General features: G+C 66.8%; 25 protein-coding genes and 1 tRNA gene. 19 read left to right on the top strand and 7 right to left on the bottom strand.

The features are described from left to right. Positions 1–22 precede the first annotated feature (22 nt). Positions 23–1,663 carry a M28 family metallopeptidase gene (locus B7L05_RS14455; RefSeq protein ID WP_085810996.1) on the top strand — a complete coding sequence of 547 codons (1,641 nt, stop codon included), beginning with the start codon at positions 23–25 and terminating at the stop codon, positions 1,661–1,663. After that, complete coding sequence (locus B7L05_RS14450; protein ID WP_085810995.1) at positions 1,660–2,625, top strand: agmatine deiminase family protein; 966 nt, start codon at positions 1,660–1,662, stop codon at positions 2,623–2,625. Before B7L05_RS14455 ends, B7L05_RS14450 begins: the two co-directional genes overlap by 4 nt. 49 nt (positions 2,626–2,674) lie before the next feature. On the opposite strand, the gene purB is transcribed toward B7L05_RS14450, so the two are convergent. After that, positions 2,675–4,000: an adenylosuccinate lyase gene (gene purB / locus B7L05_RS14445; RefSeq protein ID WP_085810994.1), complete on the bottom strand. Its 1,326-nt coding sequence runs from the start codon at positions 3,998–4,000 to the stop codon at positions 2,675–2,677. 376 nt (positions 4,001–4,376) lie between these two features. Between purB and B7L05_RS14440 the strand changes: the two genes are divergently transcribed. Next, positions 4,377–4,694 carry an EF-hand domain-containing protein gene (locus B7L05_RS14440; RefSeq protein WP_256926766.1) on the top strand — a complete coding sequence of 106 codons (318 nt, stop codon included), beginning with the start codon at positions 4,377–4,379 and terminating at the stop codon, positions 4,692–4,694. Between the two features lie 57 nt (positions 4,695–4,751). Here B7L05_RS14440 and radC read toward each other — a convergent pair whose 3' ends face one another. After that, positions 4,752–5,441, bottom strand: a complete 690-nt coding sequence (radC, locus tag B7L05_RS14435; RefSeq protein WP_085810992.1) for a DNA repair protein RadC — start codon at positions 5,439–5,441, stop codon at positions 4,752–4,754. Positions 5,442–5,538: 97 nt separating this feature from the next. Here radC and B7L05_RS14430 point away from each other — a divergent pair, with 97 nt between their 5' ends. The 10 genes from B7L05_RS14430 (at position 5,539) to B7L05_RS14385 (ending at position 14,242) form a co-directional block, all read left to right on the top strand. Then, the gene (locus B7L05_RS14430) at positions 5,539–8,667 is read left to right on the top strand and encodes a YdbH domain-containing protein (RefSeq protein ID WP_256926765.1); all 3,129 of its coding nucleotides are present in this window, start codon (positions 5,539–5,541) and stop codon (positions 8,665–8,667) included. Between the two features lie 11 nt (positions 8,668–8,678). Then, positions 8,679–8,885 (top strand): YnbE family lipoprotein, encoded by a 207-nt coding sequence (locus B7L05_RS14425; RefSeq protein ID WP_256926764.1) that lies wholly within the window; start codon positions 8,679–8,681, stop codon positions 8,883–8,885. Between the two features lies 1 nt (position 8,886). Further along, positions 8,887–9,276, top strand: coding sequence for a YdbL family protein (locus tag B7L05_RS14420; protein WP_085810990.1), 390 nt, complete (start codon positions 8,887–8,889; stop codon positions 9,274–9,276). Between the two features lie 164 nt (positions 9,277–9,440). Next, complete coding sequence (locus tag B7L05_RS14415) at positions 9,441–9,755, top strand: AtpZ/AtpI family protein (protein ID WP_085810989.1); 315 nt, start codon at positions 9,441–9,443, stop codon at positions 9,753–9,755. Between the two features lie 33 nt (positions 9,756–9,788). After that, positions 9,789–10,577 (top strand): F0F1 ATP synthase subunit A, encoded by a 789-nt coding sequence (locus B7L05_RS14410; protein WP_085811168.1) that lies wholly within the window; start codon positions 9,789–9,791, stop codon positions 10,575–10,577. A gap of 50 nt (positions 10,578–10,627) precedes the next feature. Continuing rightward, positions 10,628–10,855, top strand: a complete 228-nt coding sequence (locus B7L05_RS14405) for a F0F1 ATP synthase subunit C (protein ID WP_046409264.1) — start codon at positions 10,628–10,630, stop codon at positions 10,853–10,855. Positions 10,856–10,907: 52 nt separating this feature from the next. Then, entirely contained in the window at positions 10,908–11,402 is a 495-nt protein-coding gene (locus B7L05_RS14400; RefSeq protein WP_085810988.1) for an ATPase, read from the top strand. Then, positions 11,395–12,045 (top strand): hypothetical protein, encoded by a 651-nt coding sequence (locus B7L05_RS14395; protein ID WP_375601266.1) that lies wholly within the window; start codon positions 11,395–11,397, stop codon positions 12,043–12,045. Before B7L05_RS14400 ends, B7L05_RS14395 begins: the two co-directional genes overlap by 8 nt. 201 nt (positions 12,046–12,246) lie before the next feature. Further along, the gene (locus B7L05_RS14390; protein WP_256926763.1) at positions 12,247–12,888 is read left to right on the top strand and encodes a TIGR02117 family protein; all 642 of its coding nucleotides are present in this window, start codon (positions 12,247–12,249) and stop codon (positions 12,886–12,888) included. A gap of 55 nt (positions 12,889–12,943) precedes the next feature. Then, the gene (locus tag B7L05_RS14385) at positions 12,944–14,242 is read left to right on the top strand and encodes a sugar MFS transporter (RefSeq protein WP_085810986.1); all 1,299 of its coding nucleotides are present in this window, start codon (positions 12,944–12,946) and stop codon (positions 14,240–14,242) included. A 34-nt stretch (positions 14,243–14,276) separates the two neighbouring features. Here B7L05_RS14385 and B7L05_RS14380 read toward each other — a convergent pair whose 3' ends face one another. Then, positions 14,277–15,023, bottom strand: coding sequence for an SDR family oxidoreductase (locus B7L05_RS14380; RefSeq protein ID WP_085810985.1), 747 nt, complete (start codon positions 15,021–15,023; stop codon positions 14,277–14,279). Between the two features lie 123 nt (positions 15,024–15,146). On the opposite strand from B7L05_RS14380, the gene B7L05_RS14375 reads away from it, so the two are divergent. After that, positions 15,147–15,470: a helix-turn-helix transcriptional regulator gene (locus B7L05_RS14375; protein ID WP_256926762.1), complete on the top strand. Its 324-nt coding sequence runs from the start codon at positions 15,147–15,149 to the stop codon at positions 15,468–15,470. Between the two features lie 24 nt (positions 15,471–15,494). Here B7L05_RS14375 and B7L05_RS14370 read toward each other — a convergent pair whose 3' ends face one another. The 4 genes from B7L05_RS14370 to yajC are packed head-to-tail and all read right to left on the bottom strand — an operon-like array spanning position 15,495 to position 18,884. Next, positions 15,495–15,863, bottom strand: coding sequence for an Mth938-like domain-containing protein (locus tag B7L05_RS14370; RefSeq protein ID WP_085810984.1), 369 nt, complete (start codon positions 15,861–15,863; stop codon positions 15,495–15,497). Between the two features lie 34 nt (positions 15,864–15,897). Then, positions 15,898–16,875, bottom strand: a complete 978-nt coding sequence (secF, locus tag B7L05_RS14365) for a protein translocase subunit SecF (protein ID WP_085810983.1) — start codon at positions 16,873–16,875, stop codon at positions 15,898–15,900. Between the two features lie 58 nt (positions 16,876–16,933). Beyond that, complete coding sequence (gene secD, locus B7L05_RS14360; RefSeq protein ID WP_085810982.1) at positions 16,934–18,538, bottom strand: protein translocase subunit SecD; 1,605 nt, start codon at positions 18,536–18,538, stop codon at positions 16,934–16,936. A gap of 7 nt (positions 18,539–18,545) precedes the next feature. Beyond that, entirely contained in the window at positions 18,546–18,884 is a 339-nt protein-coding gene (gene yajC / locus B7L05_RS14355; RefSeq protein WP_085810981.1) for a preprotein translocase subunit YajC, read from the bottom strand. A 157-nt stretch (positions 18,885–19,041) separates the two neighbouring features. On the opposite strand from yajC, the gene B7L05_RS14350 reads away from it, so the two are divergent. From B7L05_RS14350 to B7L05_RS14330, 5 genes are all read left to right on the top strand, one after another. Then, positions 19,042–19,347, top strand: a complete 306-nt coding sequence (locus B7L05_RS14350; protein WP_085810980.1) for a putative quinol monooxygenase — start codon at positions 19,042–19,044, stop codon at positions 19,345–19,347. A gap of 48 nt (positions 19,348–19,395) precedes the next feature. Beyond that, a tRNA-Pro gene (locus tag B7L05_RS14345) sits at positions 19,396–19,472 on the top strand. A gap of 153 nt (positions 19,473–19,625) precedes the next feature. Continuing rightward, positions 19,626–20,012 carry a DUF2513 domain-containing protein gene (locus B7L05_RS14340; RefSeq protein WP_085810979.1) on the top strand — a complete coding sequence of 129 codons (387 nt, stop codon included), beginning with the start codon at positions 19,626–19,628 and terminating at the stop codon, positions 20,010–20,012. 137 nt (positions 20,013–20,149) lie between these two features. Beyond that, positions 20,150–20,380, top strand: coding sequence for an AlpA family phage regulatory protein (locus B7L05_RS17890; RefSeq protein ID WP_085810978.1), 231 nt, complete (start codon positions 20,150–20,152; stop codon positions 20,378–20,380). Between the two features lie 351 nt (positions 20,381–20,731). Then, complete coding sequence (locus tag B7L05_RS14330) at positions 20,732–22,384, top strand: ATP-dependent endonuclease (RefSeq protein ID WP_218776035.1); 1,653 nt, start codon at positions 20,732–20,734, stop codon at positions 22,382–22,384. The last annotated feature ends 42 nt before the right edge of the window (positions 22,385–22,426 follow it).

Here is a 22,426-nt window from a genome sequence, read left to right as displayed (position 1 = left end):
TTGCCGTTCACGAGGATATCCGATGCGTCGCCTTGCCACTCTCCTGCTGCTCGCCACTGCGCTGCCTGCGGGGGCACAGACCCAGCCAAGCTTCTCGGTCGAGACGCTGAAATCGGTCACGCAGGAACTGTCGTCGGACGCCTACGAGGGTCGTGCGCCCACCACCGCGGGGGAAACCAAGACGATCGACTATATCGTCAAGCGTCTCGCAGTGGCTGGGGTGAAGCCGGGCAAGAAGGGGCAGTGGACGCAGGACGTGCCGATGGTGGAGATCACCGCGACCGACGTCTCGCCCTTCACCGCCACCGGCGGCAAGGCGCCCGTCACCTTCAACTATCGCACCGATATCGTCGCCGGCACCTATCGCGTGGCGCCGAAGGTGGCGCTCAAGAACAGCGACCTCGTCTTCGTCGGCTACGGAATCAACGCGCCGGAAAAGGGCTGGAACGACTATGCCGGGCTCGACGTGAAGGGGAAGACGGTCGTCATCCTCGTCAACGATCCCGACTGGCAGACGCCGGCTGCCGGGCTCGATGCGGGGCCGTTCGAGGGACGGGCGATGACCTATTACGGTCGCTGGACGTACAAGTTCGAGGAGGCCGCGCGGCAGGGCGCGGCGGGCGCGATCATCGTCCACGACACCGAACCCGCAGCCTACGGCTGGTCGGTGGTGCAATCGTCATGGACCGGGCCGCAGTACGAGCTCGACGAGCCGGGCAACCACATGGACCAGAGCGAGGTGATCGGCTGGATCCAGCTTGCCAAGGCGAAGGAGCTGTTCGCCGCCGCGGGCAAGGATTTCGACCAGCTAGCCGCCGCGGCGAAGAGCAAGGGCTTCCGCGCTGTGCCGCTGGGCCTCAAGCTGTCCGGCGGGTTCTCGAACCAGATCAAGCGCAGCATGTCGAAGAACGTCGTCGGCGTGATCCCCGGCACGGCGGCGTCTGACGAGGTGGTGCTCTATTCGGGTCACTGGGACCATCTCGGTCGCTGCGATGCGGTGGCGGGCGACGACATCTGCAACGGCGCAGTCGACAATGCGACGGGGATCGCCGGGTTGATCGCGATGGCGGAGGCGTACCGAAAGGCGGGGCCGGCGCGCCGCTCGATCGGCTTCGTCGCGGTGACGGCGGAGGAGAGCGGGCTGCTCGGCTCCCGCTACTATGCCGAGCATCCGGTGTTTCCGCTCGGCAAGACCGTCGGCGGGGTCAACATGGACGGGCTCAACGTGCTCGGCCCGGTACGCGATTTCGAGATCAGTGGGGCGGGCAAGTCCGAGCTTGAGGACATGGTGAAGCCGCTGCTCGCCGCGCAGGGGCGCCGCGTGTCGGCCGAGGCGACGCCCGAGAAGGGGCATTATTATCGCTCGGATCATTTCAGCTTCGCCAAGCTCGGCGTGCCGATGCTGTCGGGCGGCAGCGGCGAGGATCTTGTCACCGGCGGCGTCGCGGCGGGCAAGAAGGCCGCCGAGGATTATACGACCAACCGCTATCATGGGCCCAAGGACGAATATGATCCCAACTGGAATTGGGACGGCGCGATCCAGGATCTGACGATCTACTATCAGCTCGGCCGGCAGCTCGCCGACGGCACCGCCTGGCCGAACTGGTATCCCACCGCCGAGTTCAAGGCGATCCGCGACAAGTCGCGCGAGGCCGCGAAGTGAGCCGCACGCCCAAGCCCGAATGGGCGCCGCACAAGGCGGTGTGGATCGGTTTTCCGAGCCACCCCGAACTGTGGCAGGAAGATCTGGACGAGGCACGCGACGAAGTCGCGGCCTTTGCCGCGGCGGTGCATGCCGGCGGCAAGGGCGAGCAGGTGCTGCTCGTCGCCGCCGACGACGAGGCGGCGGATGCGGCCAAGCGCCTCGCCGGTTTCGCGCAGATCGTGGTGGAGCCGTTCGGCGATATCTGGCTGCGTGACACCGGCCCGATCATCGCCGGCGACCGTGTCGCGCGCAGCTTCCGGTTCAACGGATGGGGTGGCAAATACGATCTGCCGGGCGACGACGACATCGGCCAGCGGCTCGCGGCGCAGCGCGGCAAGCGCGTCGAGCGGCACGACTGGGTGCTGGAGGGCGGCGCGATCGACGGCGACGGCACCGGCCTCGTCGTGACGACGGAGCAGTGCCTGCTCAATCCCAACCGCAATCCCGGCCTGTCGCGCGCGGAGATCGAGGCGCGGCTCGCTGCCGATCTCGGCTACGATCGCGTGCTGTGGCTTGGCGACGGACTGCATAACGACCACACCGATGGGCACGTCGACAACCTAGCGCGCTTCGTCGGCGAGGGGCGGCTCGCGATCCCGGTCGGCAGCGAGAACGATCCCAATTGGCAGGTCTATCAGCAGGCGGCGCAACGCGCGCGCGCGGGCGGCGTGACGGTGGTGCCCGTCCCGTCGCCGGGCCGCGTGCTGCGCGACGAGGAGATCGTGCCGGCGAGCTACATGAACTTCTACATCGGCAATGCGAGCGTCGTAGTGCCGATCTACGGCGCGCCCGACGATGACGTCGCGGTGCGCGAGATCCAGGCGCTGTTTCCCGAGCGGCGCGCGATCGGCCTGCGCGCCGACGCGATCCTGACGGGCGGCGGCAGCTTCCACTGCATCTCGCAGCAGATCCCCGCCTGAACTCTTATGGCCCTCGCGCCGCGAGATACGCGGGCGAGGGCCGATACACTTAGCCGAAGACGCGCGCGAAGATCGTGTCGACGTGCTTATAATGATAGCCGAGGTCGAACTCGGCATCGATCGCCGTGGGTGACAGGGCGGCGGTCACATCCGCGTCGGCCTTCAGCAGCTCGCTCAGCGACAGTGCGCCGTCCGATTCCCACACCTTCATCGCGTTGCGCTGCACCAGGCGATAGGCGTCCTCGCGGCTGACGCCGGCCTGCGTCAGCGCCAGCAGCACGCGCTGCGAGTGGACCAGCCCGCCCATCCGATCGAGGTTCTTCTGCATCCGGGCCGGATAGACGACGAGCTTGTCGATCACGCCGGTAATCCGTCCGAGCGCGAAATCGAGCGTGATCGTCGCGTCGGGCGCGACGTAGCGCTCGACTGAGGAGTGGCTGATGTCGCGCTCGTGCCACAGCGCGACGTTCTCGAGCGCCGGGGTGACATAGCCGCGGACCATGCGTGCAAGCCCGGTGAGATTCTCGGTCAGCACCGGGTTGCGCTTGTGCGGCATCGCCGACGAGCCCTTTTGCCCGGGCGAGAAATATTCTTCCGCCTCGAGCACCTCGGTACGCTGGAGGTGGCGGATCTCGGTCGCGAGGCGCTCGATCGAGCTGGCGATGACGCCCAGCGTCGCAAAATACATTGCGTGGCGATCGCGCGGGATCACCTGCGTCGAGACGGGCTCGATCGCGAGGCCGAGCTTGGCGGCGACATGCGCTTCGACGCGCGGATCGACGTTGGCAAAGGTGCCGACCGCGCCCGAGATCGCACAGGTGGCGACCTCCGCGCGCGCCGTGACGAGCCGTGCGCGCGCGCGATCGAATTCGGCATAGGCCTGCGCCAGCTTGAGCCCGAAGGTGACGGGTTCGGCGTGGATGCCGTGGCTACGCCCAATCGTCGGCGTCAGCTTGTGCTCCTCGGCACGCCGCCGGATCACCGCCAGCAATGCGTCGACATCGGCGATCAAAAGATCGGTCGCACGCGTCAGCTGAACCGCGAGGCAGGTGTCGAGCACGTCCGAGCTCGTCATGCCCTGGTGCATGAAGCGCGCCCAATCCTCGCCGGAGTGCGCGGCGACCTGCTCCGATACCCAGGTGAGGAAGGCGATCACGTCGTGCTTGGTCACCGCCTCGATCGCGTCGATCGCATCGACGTCGATCCGCGGTTTGGTGCGCCACCACGCCCACAGCGCGTCGGCAGCGGCGCGGGGCACCACGCCGAGTTCGGCGAGCGCCTCTGTGGCGTGCGCTTCGATCTCGAACCAGATGCGGAAACGGGCTTCCGGCGTCCAGATCGCGGTCATGTCGGGGCGGGAATAACGCGGAACCATGTGCAATTCCTTGGTCGTGCGCAGGGAACGGCTCGTCGCGAGCCGCCGAGAGGAGGGGCTGGCGCGGGCGTTAGCAGGCTCATGTCAAGGCTTCAAATCGCGGGGCAGGAACCGATATTGTCAATCGACGGTTGATGACGGACCAGTTCCTGAGGCGGTACCCAACGATGTGTGCGCTGCCTGTCGACCGGACGGATAGAATTACGACTGGAGAGAAAAGATGTTGAAATTCGCTCTTCTTGCTACGGCCATGACCGTTGCTTCGCCGGCGCTTGCACAGCAGGCAACCGCCACTGAGCCGACGACGGCGCCGACCGCTCAGGCAGCGCCCGCGGCCCCTGTAGATCAGGCGGCACCCGCAGATCAGGCGACGCCGATGGATTCCGCCACGGCGACTCCCGCACCGGCGGAGACTGCTGCCGCCGCTGCCCAGCCAGCGACTGGCGATCAGGTGACATCGATTGTCGATGCCGAATTCGCGTCATACGACAAGGACGGCGACGGCGATCTGAACAAGGCCGAATTTGCCGCGTGGATGGACGCGCTCAAGGCCAAGGCGCCGGGCGGCGCCGGGAAGCCGGGCGACGCGAAGTGGAACGAGGCCGCGTTCGCGCAGGCGGACAAGGACAAGTCGACCACCGTGTCGAAGCAGGAATTGACCGGTTTCCTCGGCAGCCCGGCCAAGGCTGGCTGATCACGCCGACAATCGATCAAAAGCGGCCGCCGGAGCGATCCGGCGGCCGTTTTCGCATCACATCAGCCCCTTTGCGCGCAGGCTGGTATGGCCGCTGGTGCCGATGATCAGATGATCGTGAACGCCAATGCCGAGCCCCTTGCCTGCCGCGACAATGGCGCGGGTGATCTCGATATCCGCGCGGCTGGGCGACGGGTCGCCCGAGGGGTGATTGTGCACCAGGATGATCGCCGCCGACCCGAGATCGATCGCGCGGCGGATCACCTCGCGGACATGGACCTGCGCCTGGTCGATCGATCCCTCGCTCATCACCTCGTCGCGGATCAGCATGTTACGCGTGTTGAGGTGAAGCACGCGCACGCGCTCGATCGAATGGTGCGCCATGTCGGCACGCAGATAGTCGAGCAGCGCCTGCCAGTTGCCGAGCACCGGCCGCGCGGCAACTTCCGATTGCAGCAATCGAAGCGCGGTCGCCTGCGCGATCTTGATCGCGGAGATGCCCACGTCGCCCATCCCCTTGATCCGCGACAACGCCGCGCGATCCGCGGTGAAGACGCCGCCGATGCCGCCGAACTCGCGCAGCAGCGCCTTGGCGATCGGTTTGGTATCGATGCGTGGCGTCGCGAGCGTCAGCAGATATTCGATCAGTTCGTGATCGAGCAGCGTGTCGCCGCCCTGCCCGAGCAGGCGTTCGCGGATCCGGGCGCGGTGGCCGAGATAATCGGGCGGCGGGTCGCTGTCGGCCATGGCGCAAGGCTAGGCGGCGGCGCGGGGCAGCGCAATTGCAAGGCGGTGCCATACCCGCGTAGATGGGCTGTATCGGATCGTATCGAGAAGAGGTTGCGTGGCGGCGGCAGAACAGGATCGGACCCGCCGCCGCATGATCCGCACCCGCCTTCTGATCGCTGCCGTCGGGCTGATCGCGTTGGCGCTGCTCGGCACGTGGCTGGCGCGGGTGCCGATCGCGACTGGCGTGATCGACCGCACGCTCGCGGCGAAGGGTGTGCCGGCGCGATACCGCGTGGCTGATCTTGGCTTCGGCCGCCAACGGCTGACGAACGTGGTCATCGGCGATCCGGCCGATCCCGACCTCGTCGCGGACTGGATCGAGACACGGACAGACATTGGCCCCTCCGGCGCGCAGGTCACCGGCATCCGCGCAGGACTTGTACGGCTGCGCGGCCGGGTGATCGACGGCCGCGTGCGGCTGGGGGCGATCGATCGCCTGCTTCCCGCACCGTCGGGGGCGCCATTCGCGCTACCCAAGATCGATCTGTCGATCGCCGACGGGCGCATGCGGCTCGAGACTGCGATCGGCGTCTTCGGACTGCGCCTCGCGGGGAACGGCGGGCTGTCGGATGGCTTTCGCGGGACGATGGCGGTCGTGGCGACGCCGCTCGCGGTGCGCGATTGTACGATCGAGGGGATCGAGGGCGTGGTCGCGCTGCGCATCGACGCGGCGGCGCCGCAGCTTGCCGGGCCGATGCGCGCTAGCCGCGCCGCGTGCCCCGATGCGACGGTGCGCGCGCCCGAGGGCCGGATCGACGTGGCGCTGTCGCCCGCGCTCGATCGGTGGCGCGGCGGCGCGGCGATCCGGACGGCGCGCATCGCCGTGCCTGGCGTAGTGGCGGGAAGCGTAGGCGGACAGATCGACTTCGCCGGCAGCGCGGCCCGGACCGAGGGCAGCGCGCAGCTGCGCCTCGCCGATGTTGACGCGCGAACCGCGCAGAGCGAGACGCTGGCGTTCGCCGTGCGCTGGCGCATCGCCACCGGCCGCGCGATTGTCGCCGGCCGCTTCGACGCCAGCCGCGCCCGCCTGTCGCGCAGCTTCGTCGAAAAGGTGGCGCGTGCAGGCGCGTCCGCTGCCGGCACGCCGGTCGCGCCGCTGGCGGCGGCCCTTGGCCGTGCTGCGGCACAGGCGGCGGCACGGTTCGACATCGGCGGCGAACTCGCGCTCGGCAATGCGTCAGGGCGCTACCTCGCGACGGTCGGTCAGATAAGCGCCCGCTCGACATCGGGCACGGCGATCGCGTTCGGCGACGGCGCGGGCATTATGGTCGGCGATCCGGCGGGGTTGCGCGCCGATGGCCGGCTGGCGATCGGCGGCGGCGGTTTCCCGCGCATCGACGTGCGTCTCGCACAGCCGCGCGCCGGTGGCGCGGTGAGCGGCAACGCGACGATCGCCGAATGGGCGGCGGGGTCGGCGCGCTTGCGGTTGGCGCCGGTTCGCTTCGTTCTCGCGCCGAGCGGGGCGGTGCAGCTTCGCACCACCGCGACGCTCTCCGGCCCACTTGGCGACGGACGTGTCGAGGGGCTCGATTTGCCGGTTGCGCTGCGTCGAACCGCCACGGGTGTGATCGCGATCAACGAGCGCTGCGTCCCGATGCGGTTCGAGCGGTTGGCGATCGCGGGCCTGACGCTCGGGTCGACTGCGGTGCCGTTATGCCCGGTGGACGGCGCGATGGCGCTGGTACGCGACGGGCGTCTCGGCGGCGGCCTAAGCACTGGCGCGCTGCGCCTCGACGGGCGGCTCGGCAGCAGCCCGCTGACGGTTGCAGCCGGCAGCCTGACGTGGCGTCACGAGCAGCGCGGCTTCACCGCCACATCGGTCGCCACGCAGCTCGGCGCGTCCGATCGGCCGACGATGGTCGATCTCGCCTCGTTGTCGGGCACGGTCGCCGGAGGAGGCGTAATCGGCAGATATGCCGGGGGGGCGGGGCGGATCGGTGCGGTCCCGCTCCTGTTGTCGGAAGCGGCGGGCGGCTGGCAATTGACGGGCGGGGTATTGTCCCTCGACGGGGCGTTGACCGTCGCGGATGCCGATCGCGAACCGCGCTTCCAGCCGCTTGCGGCGCGCGACTTGTCGCTGCGGCTCGCCGGTGGTGAGATCGTCGCGACCGGAGGGTTGGTGCAGCCGGCCAAGGACGTGCGCGTCGCCGACATCGCGATCCGCCATCGCTTATCGAGCGGCACGGGAACGGCGCGGTTGACGGTGCCGGGGCTGACCTTCGGGGACGGCTTTCAACCCGAGGAGCTGACACGGCTCACCTTCGGCGTCATCGCCGATGTAAAGGGAACGGTAGCAGGCGTCGGGGACATCGCGTGGAGCCCGGCAGGCGTCACCTCGACCGGCACGTTTCGCACCGACGGGACCGATCTTGCCGCCGCCTTCGGCCCGGTCACCGGGATCAGGGGAGAGATACGCTTCACCGACCTGCTCGGCCTGGAGAGCGCGCCGCGACAGGTGGCGACCGTGGCGTCGATCAATCCGGGCGTCGCGGTGACGGACGGGCGAATCGAATATCAATTGCTGCGCGGGCTTCGCGTCTCAGTGGCGGGGGGACGCTGGCCGTTTGCGGGCGGCACGCTGACGCTCGAGCCGACGCTGCTCGACTTCGCCTCGCCGCAGACGCGGCGCATGACGTTCCGCGTCGCGGGCATGGACGCGCGTCAATTCCTGCAGCAATTCGACTTCAAGAACCTCGACGCGACCGGCGTCTTCGACGGCGAGCTGCCGATGGTGTTCGATCAGAACGGCGGACGCATCGTCAACGGCACGCTGGTGGTGCGCGAGGGCGGGGGGACGCTCGCCTATCTAGGCGAGCTGAGCGAGAAGAACCTTGGTACCTGGGGCAACATCGCGTTCCAGGCGCTGCGATCGCTGCGCTATCAGGATCTGCAGATCGTGATGAACGGCGCGCTGGCCGGCGAGATGGTGACCGAGGTGCGCTTCGCCGGCGTCAGCCAGGGCGAGGGGGCAAAGTCGAACTTTCTCATCCGGCGCCTGCAGAAGCTACCGTTCGTCTTCAACGTCCGTATCGCCGCGCCTTTTCGCGGGCTGATCGATTCGGCGGCGAGCTTCTACGATCCCAAACGGCTGATCGAACGCAATCTGCCCGCGCTGCTCGAGGAGCAGGAGAAGCGTGCGGCACCGCCCACCATTCAGCCCCCGGCAAGCGAGACGATGCGATGACAGCAGCAGGATTGACGAAGCGCGATGACGATACGATCTCAATGATGGTGAAGCGGCTGGCGATCGGTGTGGCGGCGGGGCTCGGCGGATGCGTGAACGTCGCCGCCCCCGACAAGCCGATCGTGATAAACCTCAACATCAGCGTGACGCAGGAAGTGGTGTACCGGCTCGACAACGAGGCGAAGTCGCTCATCAAGCAGAATCCGGGGATTTTTTGACATGTTCGAGTTGGCAACCAAGAAGGCAGCGCTGATCGCGGCGGCGGTGGCCGCCACGGGCTTTTCCGCTGCCGCCTGGGCGCAGCGCGACCCCGCCTATGCCGCGGCGCGTGCCGCGGGCCAGGTGGGCGAGCAGCCCGACGGCTATCTCGGCGTCGTCGGGGGCGGATCAGCCGATCTTCGGGCGCTCGTCAACGCGATCAACATCCAGCGCAAGGCGGCCTATACACAGAAGGCGCAGGCGTCGGGCGCGACGGTGGAGCAGCTCGCGTTCACCAGCGGCTGCAACCTCATCCAGCAGACCGCGCCGGGCGAAAAATATCGCACGCCGGACGGTGCGTGGGCGACGCGCGGCGGCGGCGCGCCGACGCGCGATCCGCGCTGCGTCTGAGCGCTGCGTCCGCGACTTAGCGGCTGATCGAACGGAAGGCGCCGCGCGGTGAAGCCGCCGCAACGGTTGACACCCCCCGACCCCCCGGCTAACCGGACCGCGCCTTGGCGGGCTCGCCACTTGGCACTCTTCGCGCCTGCCCGGAACAAGGGGAGAGCGCGCGGATGGCCGAGAACGAGCCCGGACCAGACACCCTCGGCCAGGATGCTCGCATCACCTCGCTCGACGCGCGGTTGACGGCGGCGCAAGCGGAAGAGGCGCACCGGACAGGGGCGGGCAAGGCGGCTGCCGACGACGGTTCGCGTCTCGGCAATCGCGTGCTGGCCGAACTGATCGGTGGCATGGTGGGCGGCGCGCTGATCGGTTGGGTAATCGACCGATTTGCCGGCACGCAGCCCTGGGGCCTGCTCGTGATGCTCGCCCTCGGGACGGGCGCCGCGTTCAGGAACATCATTCGGATTTCGACCAAGCGCCCGTGATGATCGGGCGCTTTCGTTAGGGAAGCAGTGAACGTGGCGGAAGGCGGCGGCAAGATCGATCCGATGCACCAGTTCCTGGTGGAGCCGCTGTTCGGCACCCAGAACTGGCAGATCGCGGGCTACAATATCGCCTTCACCAATTCGGCGATGTGGATGGCGGTCGCGACGATCGTGCTGATCGGCTTCATGTCGCTCGGCACCGCGGGCAAGACGATCCCGACGCGCGGTCAGTTGATGGTCGAAAGCACGGTTCGCTTCATCGACAACATGCTCGCGTCGAACATCGGGCCGGAGGGGAAGCGCTACGTCCCGTACGTCTTCTCGCTATTCATGTTCATCCTGTTCGCCAACGTGCTGGGCCTGCTGCCGCTTGGCGTCGTCGGCGTTCACCCGTTCACCTTCACCAGCCACTTCACGATCACCGGGATCCTCGCGATCCTGTCGTTCTCGATCGTTCTCGTGGTCGGTTTCTGGCGCCATGGGCTCCATTTCTTCAGCCTGTTCGTGCCGCACGGCACGCCGTGGTGGCTGCTGCCGGTGATCCCGCTGATCGAGTTCGTCTCGTTCATGGTGCGCCCGTTCAGCCTCGGCCTGCGACTGTTCGTCGCGATGACCGCGGGGCACATCCTGCTCAAGGTGCTGGCGGGGTTCGTGGTCAACGCCGGCAATGCCGGGCTCGGCGTCGGCCTGCTGGTCGGCATCCCCAGCTTCGGTCTGATGGTCGGCATCTCGGCGCTTGAGCTGCTCGTCGCCGGCATCCAGGCTTACGTCTTCGCGCTGTTGACCTCGCTGTATCTCAACGATGCGGTCAACCTGCACTAAGTTCTCGATTGTTCAGTCCAACCGTTTGATTTGATAAGGGAGTTATAGAAATGGACGCAGAAGCCGCAAAGCTGCTCGGCGCCGGTCTGGCCGCTGTGGGTGCCGGTCTCGCCTCGCTCGGCGTGGGCAACGTGTTCGGCAAGTTCCTCGAAGGTGCGCTGCGCAATCCGGGTGCGGCCGACGCGCAGCAGGGTCGTCTCTTCATCGGCTTCGCCGGCGCCGAGCTTCTCGGCCTGCTGTCGTTCGTCGTGGCGATGATCCTGGTCTTCGTCGCCTAACATCCACTGACGGAGCGGCCTTGACTGTCGCTCCGATCGGGCAGGATCACCGATGCCTCAGATTTCCCAACTTGCCGCGACATGGGCATCCCAGCTGTTCTGGCTGGTGGTGACGTTCGGCATCGTCTTCCTCGTCGTGGGCCGCGGCATGCTGCCCAAGGTACAGAAGACGATCGATTCGCGTGATCGCTCGATCGCGTCCGATCTCGCCGCCGCCTCCAAGGCGCGCGACGAGGCCGATCGGGCCGAAGAGGCGTGGCGCGTGCGCGACCAGGCCAATCGGGAAAAGGCGCAGGCGCTGGTCGCCGACGCGCGTCAGCGTGCGCAGGCAACGAGTGCCGAGACGCTCAGCGCAGCGCAGGCCGAGCAGGCGAAGCACGTCGCATCGCGCGAGGCGGACATCCGCGCCGCCACGGCGCGGGCACTCGCTGAGATCGAGTCGGTCGCGGCCGAGGCCGCGCAGGACATCGTCACGCGCGTGTCGGGCGTGCAGGTGAGTGCCGACGAGGCAAGGGGCGCCGTTCAGGCGGCAATGGCGCATGGCTGAGTTCATCATCATGACCACGATGTCGCCGGGCTCCGCACAGGTGGCGGAGAATCTGGCGGACGCTGCCGAGGCCGAGGGCATGTCGGCGCGCGGCACCGAGGCGCTGTCGACCTCGATCGCCGAGGGCGGTCCTGACCACCACGTGGATCCGTCGCTGTTCGGTTTCGCCAACGGGACGGTGATCGTCTCGCTGGCGATGCTCGTGCTGCTGATCGTGCTGGTGGTGAAGAAGGTGCCGGCGCTGATCGTCGGTGGGCTCGATCGCCAGATCGCGGATATCCGCCGCCAGCTCGATGAGGCGAAGGCGCTGCGCGCGGAGGCCGAGGCACTGCGCGATGAGTATGCGCGCAAGATCGCCGACGCGGAGAAGAGCGCGGCGGATATGGCGCAGCAGGCAAACCATGAGGCCGAGGCGATTGTCGCGCAGGCGCGCAGCGACGCGGCCGAGCTGGTCGAGCGGCGCGCGCGTATGGCAGAAGATAAGATCGCAGCCGCCGAGCGGTCGGCAATCGCTGAGGTTCGCGCGACCACCGCCAAGGCGGCGGCGGCTGCGGCGGCATCGCTGATCGCGCAGCGGCACGGCGCGGACGCCGACAAGGCGCTGGTCGATCGCACGATCGCGGGGCTCGGCCGCTTCAACTGAAGCCCGCCATCGCTGGTGACTGTTGGGGCCGCTCTCGCATGAGGGCGGCCTTTTTCGTTTGCCGATTGCGTGACGCCAGATTGATCGTTGATGCGTGGTAATCCCGCGCCACGCGAGCGTCACGGGCAGCGGCATCGAACTGCACGTGGTGGTCGCAGCGGCGATGGAAGCGTATCGGGTAGCATGCCCCGTCGCATCGTCTTGTCCATAGTTGCCCTGGCAACGCTGCTGCTCGCCTATCCGCTCGCTGCGCTGATCGGCGGATCGATGCCAAGCAACGACGCGTGGCGCGCACCGGAGCGGGGAATCACGCTCTTTCTCGAAACGAACGGCGTCCACACCGGGATCATCATGCCCAAAATCGCCGCGGGGGTGGACTGGCGGCAAAGCTTTCCAGCGCATGACCTCGCCGATCCGCGCTACGGCGCGTACGATCACGTGTCGGTCGGATGGGGGGAGCGCGCCTTCTATCTGGAAACCCCGACCTGGGCCGATGTGAAGCCGTTAACGGTGCTCGCGGCAGCGCTCGGCAGCGATCGCACGCTAATCCACGTCGATCACCTGCCGCGGCCCGCACGCGACGGGTCGGTGCGGCGGCTGGTCGTCACGCCCGCGCAATATCGCCGGCTCGCCGCGTACGTCCGCGCATCGCTGGTCGAGGGCGGCGAGCGGTATCGCGGCTACTTCGCCTATGATGCCTTCTACGCTGCGCGCGGGCGCTACGACGCCGTGGACACGTGCAACGCATGGGTTGGCGACGCGCTGCGCTTCGCGGGCATACGCGTCGGCGCGTGGACGCCGCTGCCGGTCACGATAATGTGGTGGTTTCCGCGCTACGAGTAGGCGATGGTCCGGCGCCGTCGACGCGGCGAACGACGGGCATGAGGGGGACGGGGGAATGGCGTTTGCGCAGGGGCCGGCGAGGGCGGACGGATCTAGTCCGGGATCGGACCACGACGATGCCGTCTATGTCGATGCCCCCGACCTGCGCTGGTTCGTCTTCGCGCTGTTCTTCATCTTCGGCGGGATCACCAGCCTCAACGACATCGTCATGCCGAAGCTGCAGGAGCTGTTCACGCTCAGCCACGCGCAGGCGAACCTCGTCAATTCGGCGTTCTTTCTCGCCTATCTGCTCTTCTCGCTTCCTGCCGCGGGGATCGTGCGGCGGATGGGATATATGCGCACCGCGTCGATCGGCCTGGTGACGATGACGGCGGGGTGCCTGCTGTTCATTCCGGCGGCTAATTCGGCGACGTTCGGGATGTTCCTTGGTGCGCTGTTCGTGCTCGGTGCGGGGATCACGATCGTCCAGGTCGTCGCCAATCCGCTGATCTCGCTGCTCGGGCCGCCGGCGACGGCGAGCAGCCGGTTGACCTTCGCGCAGGCATTCAACTCGCTGGGCACGACGATCTTTCCGCGCGTCGGCTCGACGCTGATCCTCGGCGGGCTGGCAGGCGTCAGCGCGTCAGCGCTGAGCGGCCCTGCGCTCGACGCCTATCGCGTGGAAGCGTCGCGCGCGATCGTCCACACCTACATCGCGCTCGCCATCGCGCTGCTGGTGATCGCCGGCGTCGTGTGGACCCGGCGCAATCGCCTGCAGGAGGAGCAGGAGCAGACAGGATCGATCTTCCACGCGCTGACGCTGCTTGGGCAGCCGCGCTTCGCACTCGGCGTGCTGTGCATCTTCCTCTATGTCGGGGCGGAGGTGACGATCGGATCGAACCTCGTCGCCTATCTGTCGCAGCCAGCCGTGTGGAACGTGCCGCATCAGGTGGCGGGCAATTACGTGCCCTTCTACTGGGGCGGCGCGCTGATCGGGCGCTTCGCCGGCTCGGCAATCCTGCGCGTCGTCTCGCCGGGCAAGGTGCTGGCGGTCGCCGGTGCCGCGGCGATCGCGCTGATCGCCCTCTCCGCCAACGCGAGCGGCGTCGTCGCGGGGTGGCTGCTGATCGCCGTTGGCCTGACCAACTCGATCATGTTCCCGACGATTTTCAGCATCGCGTCGGCAGGGCTCGGCAAGCGCGCGGCGGAAGGGTCGGGCGTGATCGCTACCGCGATCGTCGGCGGCGCGGTGGTCCCGCCGCTCTACGGTACGCTGGCCGACGTGTCGGGCAGCCTATCGCTCGCACTGGTGCTGCCGGTGATCTGCTACCTGGTGATCGCCGGATACGGCTTGTTCGCGCGCCGGGCAGGGTGAGCGCGCGGCGGATCGTCCGCCGCGCGCCCTGCCATCAGGCGGCGACGCCGCCGTCGACGTTGAGCGTCGTGCCGGTGATGTAGCTTGCGTCGGGACCGGCGAGGAAGGCGACCGCGCCGGCGATCTCGTCGGCGGTGCCGTAGCGGCGCAGCGGGATCGCGGCGATCATCTGCTGCGCGAAATCGCCGTTCGCGGGATTCATGTCGGTATCTACAGGGCCCGGCTGGACGGTGTTGACGAGGATGTTGCGCGCGGCGAGATCCTTTGCCCAGCCGCGCGCAAGCGCCGCCACCGCCGCCTTGGTCGCGCTGTAGGTCGCGGTCGACGGGAACGCCAGTTCGCCCGAGACGCTGCCAATCAGGATGATGCGTCCGCCGTCGGCCAGATGTGGCAGCGCTGCGCGCGTGCCGACGTGCAGGCCCTTCACGTTAACGCCGAACTGCTGATCGAACAGCGCGTCGCTGTCCTCACCCAGCGAGGCGAACGCCGCGACGCCGGCATTGTGGACGAGAATGTCGATCCCGCCGAGCGCAGCGGCAGCCTGCTCGATCCCGGCGCGCTGCGCGGCGGGATCGGCGGCGTCAGCCTGAAACGCGAAGGCGGTGCCGCCGGCCTGCTCGATCGCGGTGACGGTGGCGTCCGCCGCCGCCTTGTTGCCTGCATAGGTAATCGCAAGGGTCGCGCCATCGGCGGCGAGGCGCTTGGCGATCGCGGCGCCGATACCGCGCGACCCGCCGGTGACGAGCGCTTTCTTGCCCTGGAGAGTTGCCTGTAGGGACATGGGGGAAAACTCCAAAAAGGCGGCCCGCGATCACGCCATCGTGCGCCGTCGGCCAGAACGGCAGATGGGGCCCCGCTTCAATAGTTCAATATTCCCGAACTATTAAATCGACTAAGTGATCCTATGTTGGCTGCATGTCGCGCTTCACCCACCCCCCGGCTCGACGACGTTCCGCTCGCGCTGGCACTGCATGCGCTCGCCGATCCCAATCGGCTGGGTATGGTGGCGAGGCTTGCGGCGAACGAGCGGCTGACCTGCGCCGGTGCCGCGCCGTGCGATTCGATACCCAAGAGCACCTTGTCGAACCATCTCAGGGTCCTGCGCGCGGCGGGGCTGATCGAGACGACGCAGTCGGGGCGCGAGATGATCAACACGCTGCGGCGCGACGCATTCGACCGTCGTTTTCCAGGGCTACTCGCGGCCGTCCTGACCAACGCCGCGTGCTGACTTAGGCCGAAGCGGTTCGCGTCTTCAGGCGTCGAGAGGATAGAGGGCGGCAGCGATCTGGCGCCCTTCGCTGCGCAAGACGCCCCAGGCGCGCGCCGCGGCGCGGCTGTCCATCGGCTCGAGGCCGATGCCGCGCGCCTCGAGCGCCTCCACCAGTACGCGCGGTGGCCGGACGAGCGTGTCGCCGGTGCCGACCAGCACGAACTCGGGCGCGGGATCGAGGATCGCAGCCAGCGCCGCCTCGTCGAGCTCGGGGAGCGGCGGGGGGTTCCAGGCGCGCGCCTCGTTCACCGTCAGCAGCGCGGCGGCAAGGACCGTCGTATCGTCGAGCCGGAAGCCACCCGGGCCCAGCGCGCGGACGATGGGCCCGCCGCCGTCGCGCGCGCGATCCATCCTCACGCCGGATCGGCCTGTGGCGGGCGGCGCATCAGGAGCGCGGCGTGCGCGGGGCGACCCGCTCGGCATTGTCGATCGCGCTCGCCTTCACCTTCTCGAGTGCCGGATCGGCGCGCAGGCCGAGCGTGATGAGCAGCGAGGACGAGACGTAGATCGACGAATAGGTGCCGACGACGATGCCGAGGATCATCGCCGCGGTGAAGCCGCGCAGCACGTGGCCGCCGAGGAACAGCAAGGCGGCGAGCGCAAGCAGGATTGTCACCGACGTCATCACCGTGCGCGGCAGCGTCTCGTTGACCGATAGATTGACGATCTCACGCATGTCCATCTTGCGATAGCGGCGCATGTTCTCGCGGATACGGTCGTCGATCACGATCTTGTCGTTGATCGAATAGCCGATGATGGTGAGCACCGCGGCGACGATGTTGAGGTCGAACTCGAACTGCGTCAGCGCGAAGAAGCCCAACGTCATGACAAGATCGTGGACGATCGCCGCAATCGTCGACACGCCGAACTGCCATTCGAACCGCACGATCGCGAACAGCCCGATGCCGAGCACCGCGAGGACGACGGCGAGGACGCCGTTGCGGATCAGCTCGCCCGACACCTTGCCCGAGATGGTCGAATAGCGGCTGAACGTCGCGCCAGGAAACGCCTGGCCGATCGCGGTCTCGACCTTCTTCACCGCGGCGTTGGTGGCGCCCTCGTCGGCGCCCTCCTGCACCGGCAGCCGGATGGTGAGCGTGCGCGGATCGCCGAACTGCTGGAGCGAGGCCTCACCCAGGCCCTGCGCATCGACGACGTCGCGCAGCCGATCGAGATCGGGCGGCGTAGCGAACCGCTCCTCGATCATCAGGCCGCCTTCGAAATCGACGCCGAAATTGAGCCCTTTGTAGAAGGTGACGCCGACGGCGAGTACCGACAGCAGCAGCGTGAGCCCGAACGCCCAGCCGCGCAGCCGGACGAAATCGATGTTCGTATGATCGGGAACGAGCTTGAGCAGTTTCATGCGACGACCTCCGTCGGTCCCGCAGCGCGGTCGCGACGATTAAACAGCATGTGAGCGATCATATGTTGATCGTCTTCGGCTTGGTGCGGCGCAGCCACTGCACCGTCAGCATGCGGGTGAACAACACGGCGGTGAACACGCTGGTGGCGATGCCGATCAGCAGCACGACCGCGAAGCCCTTCACCGGGCCCGAGCCGAGGATGAACATGATGATGCCCGAGATAGCGTGCGTCATGTTCGCCTCGAAGATCGTCCGGCTGGCTTCGGAATAGCCGAGCTCGATCGCCTGCGACACGGTACGCCCGCGGCGCCGCTCCTCGCGGATACGCTCGTTGATCAGCACGTTGGCGTCGACCGCGGTGCCGATCGTCAGCACGAAGCCAGCGATGCCCGGCAGCGTCAGCGTGCCGCCGATCAGCGCGAGCACGCCGACGATGACGAACACGTTGATGACGACCGCGAGGTTCGCATAGACGCCGAAGCGGCCGTAGGTGACGAGCATGAAGGCGACGACCAGCGCCACAGCGACGGCCGAGGCGAGGATGCCGGCGCGGATCGATTCGGCGCCGAGATCGGGGCCGACGGTCGATTCCTCCACCACCTTCAGCGCCACCGGCAGCTTGCCCGAGCGCAGCGCGATCGCCAGCGCGTTTGCGCTTTCGGTGGTGAAGCTGCCCGAGATCTGCGCGCGGCCGCCCAGGATCGGCTCGTTGATGTTTGGCGCCGAGATCACCTGATTGTCGAGGATGATCGCGAACGGCTTGTTCACGTTCTCGCGCGTTACCTGCGCGAACTTTCGCCCGCCCTGGCTGTCGAACGTGATCGCGACCTGCGGCTCGTTGGTCTGCTGGCTGAATTCCTGCCGCGCGTCGGTGAGCTGATCGCCGGTCAGGATCGCCGAGCGCTTCACCGCGATCAACGGAATGCCGGCGGGATTGGTCGGATAGGCGAGCACCTGGCTGCCGGCGGGCGCCTGCTTGGCGGCGAGCTGCTGCGGCGAGGCGGTCTCGTCGACTAGCTTGAACTCGAGCTTCGCGGTCTTGCCGAGCAGATCCTTCAGCGCTTGCGGGTTCTGCAGACCGGGAACCTGGACGACGATGCGGTTGGTGCCCTGGCGGATGATCGTCGGCTCGCGCGTGCCGAGCTCGTCGATGCGGCGCCGGACGACTTCGGTCGCGTCGCCCATCGCGGTATCGACCGCCTGCGTCAGCCCGGCCTGGGTCGGGGTGAGGACGAGGCGGCTCGAATCGACCACCTGGATGTCCCATTCACGCTGCCCCGTCATGCCGACGCCGCCGCCGGTGATGGCCAGCAGCCGCTCGCGCGCCGCATCGACCTGTGCCGGGTTGCGCAGCAGGAAGGATAGCCGGCCGCCGCGCGTCGAGATGTCACCAATCTCGATCCGCGGGTCTTGGCGGCGCATCTCGGTCTGCACCTGCTCGCGCATCGTCTCGAGCCGCGTGGTGGCGACGTCGTTCACGTCCGCCTCGAGCAGCAGATAGCTGCCGCCGGCGAGATCGAGGCCAAGGTTGATGCGCGGATGGGGGAAGCTGCCCCAGCTGTCGGTGATGCGCTGCGGGAGCAGGCTGGGGACCGCGAGCGCGCACAGCACCGCGATCGTCAACCAGATCGAAACGACCTTCCAGCGCGGGAAATCGAGCATGGCGGGCTCAGTCGTTAGCGGGCTTGGCGCCGAGCGGCGTCACTTCGGCGAGCGTCGCCTTGACCACGCGCACGCGCGTGTTCGGCGCGATCTCGACCTCGACGAACTGCTCCTCAACCTTGGTCACCTTGCCGACGAGCCCGCCGGCGGTGACCACGCTGTCGCCCTTCTTCACCGCCGCGACCGCATTCTGCAGCGCCTTCATGCGGCGCTGCTGCGGGCGGATCATCAGGAAGTAGAAGACGATGAAGACGAGAACGAGCGGGGCGAGGCTGAGAAAGCCGCCGAGCCCGCCCTGCGCCGCGGCGCCGTTCGCCGTCTGGGCGTAAGCTGGGGAAATGAACATGCCGTCCTTGCGTGCACAGGGGGCGCGGGGCGCGAAACCACACCCTGCGTGAAGCGCGTGCCGCTACCATCGCTGCGCCCTTGGCGCAACGGGCGCGCGCGGGTACGTCTCGCCGCGCGAGGCCGCCCGCGCGGGGCGCGCGAGAGGAGACAGAGCGATGACGATCCTGGTGATGGGCACGATCAAGCTGGGCGAGGGCGAGGGCGCGAAGGCCGCTTCGCTGTTCGCCGAGCATGCCAAGGTGGTGAAGACCGAAGAGGGGTGCGAGGAGTACAGCTTCGCGTTCGACGCCGGCGATCCCGATCTCGTCCGCGTTGCCGAGCGCTGGGCGAGCCCCGAAGCGCTGGGCGCGCACGGCCAGGCCGAGCATCAGAAGGCGTTCGGTCGCAACCTGCGCGCGCATTCGCCCTCCGCCATGTCGATCGATGCGTGGGACGGGCAGCATTGGCGCAAGCTGATCTGACGCGGCTTGCATAAGCCGCGCGGCCCGCGTAGGGCCGCGCGTCTCGGTCGGGGCGTAGCGCAGCCTGGTAGCGCATCACACTGGGGGTGTGGGGGTCGCAGGTTCGAATCCTGTCGCCCCGACCAGAGAAAACCAACATCTTCAACGACTTACGGTGGCCTTGCGTGCGCCCATCGTTACGGCTTGCATGACGAGTCGCCACAGAGTCGCCACCGCAATTGCGCGCTGAATGTAGTCGCCGCATGAGCTGACTAGATCCACCGTTCCGTGGAGGCCGTATGAAGCTCGATAAGGACCTGATTCGCGATATTCTGCTGGCGGTCGAAGCCAGTGATCACGACCCACGCGGCTTCATGGAACTCGAGATCGAAGGCCGGACAAGAGCCGAGCTTTCCTACCATGTGAAGATTTTAGACGACGCCGGTTTTCTTGAAGCCGAGGATCTAAGCACGCTTGGACCGGATGGCTTTGAGTGGCAGCCACAGGCGCTTACCTATCGTGGGCACGAGTTCCTAGAAACCGTGCGAGATAGTGCCGTTTGGCAGGCGACGAAGCAGGGCGCGGAAAAGGCAGGAACCGCCAGCGTCGCGCTGATCTGGGAAATCGGAAAAGCGGTTGCTAAAAACATGATATCGGACCGGCTGGGTATTACGATCGGCGAGTAACAAACGGCTCAAAAGATCGGCGGTTCAATCAGATTCAACAATCTAGTGATTTTGCTTCTACGCCTTAGATTGTATTCCCTTAGCCTGATCTCCGCCCTGTGCTATAGTTCGTGCGAGATCATTGCTGAGCACTCCAAATGACTGATGTTGCACCCGCCGCTGCCATGGAGTTCTGGCGCCTACCTCGCGTGATAGAGGTTACTGGCTTATCAAAGTCGGAGATATACCGCTTGATACGCCTTGGCACGTTCCCGGCGCCTCATGCCTATCGCGAAAGTCCCAGCAGGCGATTCTGGGTCTCGACCGAGGTGCAGCATTGGCAGGCGGCGCAGATCGGGCAGGACGAGTGGGATGGGCTAATCTCTTGATGGCGCTCGCTGGTGTCTAGCGGTCCTCATTGATCATGGCTGGGTCGATGCAACAACCAACAAATTGCCGTGCACCCAGCCTTTCGGGACCGACGCGACGACGATGCGCCTGATCATGCGCGCCAGATAGTTATTTCTCATATACAGCCTGTCCGCAAAGCGAGTCTTTCCGCTCTAAGAAGATGAACGCGAACCGCTGTTGCCGATGCAGAAATAAAACTTTGTAGATGACAGCGACGCTCACCCCGCCACCAAAGCGGACCGACTCATTTTGACCAACGATCTAAGCCCGCTCGGCTTAAGCATGAGTGGATGATATGGGACGTACCTTGAAGACGACAGAGCCGGGGGATGGGGTTCGTGCGAATTGTTCGTGTCCATATCGAGAATTTCCGGGGAATAAGGCTCGCCGATCTGCATTTCGATGGAACAACCGTCCTCCTGGGTGATAATAATACCGGCAAATCGACTGTTTTTGAGGCAATTGAGCTCGCCATCGGCGCCGATCGGCTGGCGCGCGCACAGGCGATTGATGAGCATGATTTCCACGGCGGCCGCTACCTTGCCGCAGAGGATCAGCCCGCGCCAAAAATCGTGGCCGAGGTGGTTGTCGCCGGGCTCGACCAGCAGCTTTGTGACCGCTTTCGAAACAATATTGAGTTCTGGCGCCACGCCGACCGCACGTTGATCGGCCCAGGCGGCGCGAACTACATTACAACGCCCGACGTCGAGCCGGCGGTCCGCATTCGCTTCGAAGGCGCCTATGACCCGGATGGTGACGAGTTCACAGCTAAGACCTGGTTTGCGGTGCCGCGGACAGACGACGGTACGCCAACGAGCGAGTGCCGGTCGAGCGACAAGCGCGAATTCGGTTTCCTGCACCTGCGCGCGCTGCGCACCGGCAGCCGTGCGTTGTCCATGGAGCGCGGCTCGCTGCTCGATGTGATCCTCAAGACCTATGAGGTGCGCACGCGCATGTGGGAGACGCTGCTCCACCAGCTGCGCAACCTCGATGTTGTCGGTGCGAGCGATCCCGAGTTCGGCAAGATCCTGACCGCGATCCAGGATGCGATGCGCGAGATCGTGCCCGGCGAATGGGCGGACGCGCCGCATCTGCGCGTGTCCGAGCTGACCCGAGAGGATCTGCGCCGCGTGCTCAAGTCGTTTCTGGCGACCGGCGTGCCGGGCTATGCCGCGCCCTTCCAGCACCAAGGCTCTGGCACGATCAACGCGCTCGTCCTCGCGATGCTCGGGTTGATTGCGGAGCGACGCAAGGGCCGGGTCATCTTCGCGATGGAAGAACCGGAGCTGTCGCTTCCGCCGCATGTTCAGCAGCGTGTCGTCGACAAAGTGCGCGGACTGGCATCCCAGGCGCTCTTCACCTCGCATTCGCCCTACGTGATCGAGCAATTCCAGCCCGAGCAGATGACGGTGTTGCAGCGCGATCCGACGGCGCTGCTTCAGGCATCCGCGGTGGTCCTGCCGCCGAGCCTGCGCCTCAAGATCTTCCGGGACGGCTTTCGCACCCGCTTCTGCGAGGCGTTGCTTGCTCGCCGCGTCCTCGTGGTTAAGGGCAAGACCGAGTTCGTCGCTTATAGCACCGTAGCGAGGCGCGCCGCCGAACTCGCGCCTGGCCAGTACAAAAGGCTCGACTCGCTCGGCTGGGTGCCGTTCGACGCGGGCGGTGAGACCAATGTCGCCTCCTTCGCCGGTTTCTTCCGCAGCGTCGGCAAAACGGTCGCGACAATCTTCGACCAGCAGACGCCAGAAGCGGCGGCGGTGATCCAGCTAGCATCCGACCGGGCCTTCGAGCAGCCCTATGCCGGGTTCGAGGATCTGCTGCGCGCCGAGATTTCTCCGGCGATGCACAAATGGTTTGTGCAGTGGCTGGCGCACCAGAACGAATGGCCGCCAGCTCTTCAAAACCTGCTGCCGCCAGCAGACTCGCCGGACGCCGTCTATGCAGCACCGTTCTTGGCACTTTTTAGGGTCAGGACCCATTGATGTGAGTGTCGCGATCTGATTCAGGCTTCGCGAGGAGACCCC

The sequence above is a fragment of the Sphingomonas sp. TZW2008 genome (genome assembly GCF_002117915.1).
Taxonomy (GTDB): Bacteria; Pseudomonadota; Alphaproteobacteria; order Sphingomonadales; family Sphingomonadaceae; genus Sphingomonas.
Note: the sequence above shows the minus strand (reverse complement) of the source record. Positions and strands in the feature narration are given on the sequence as shown.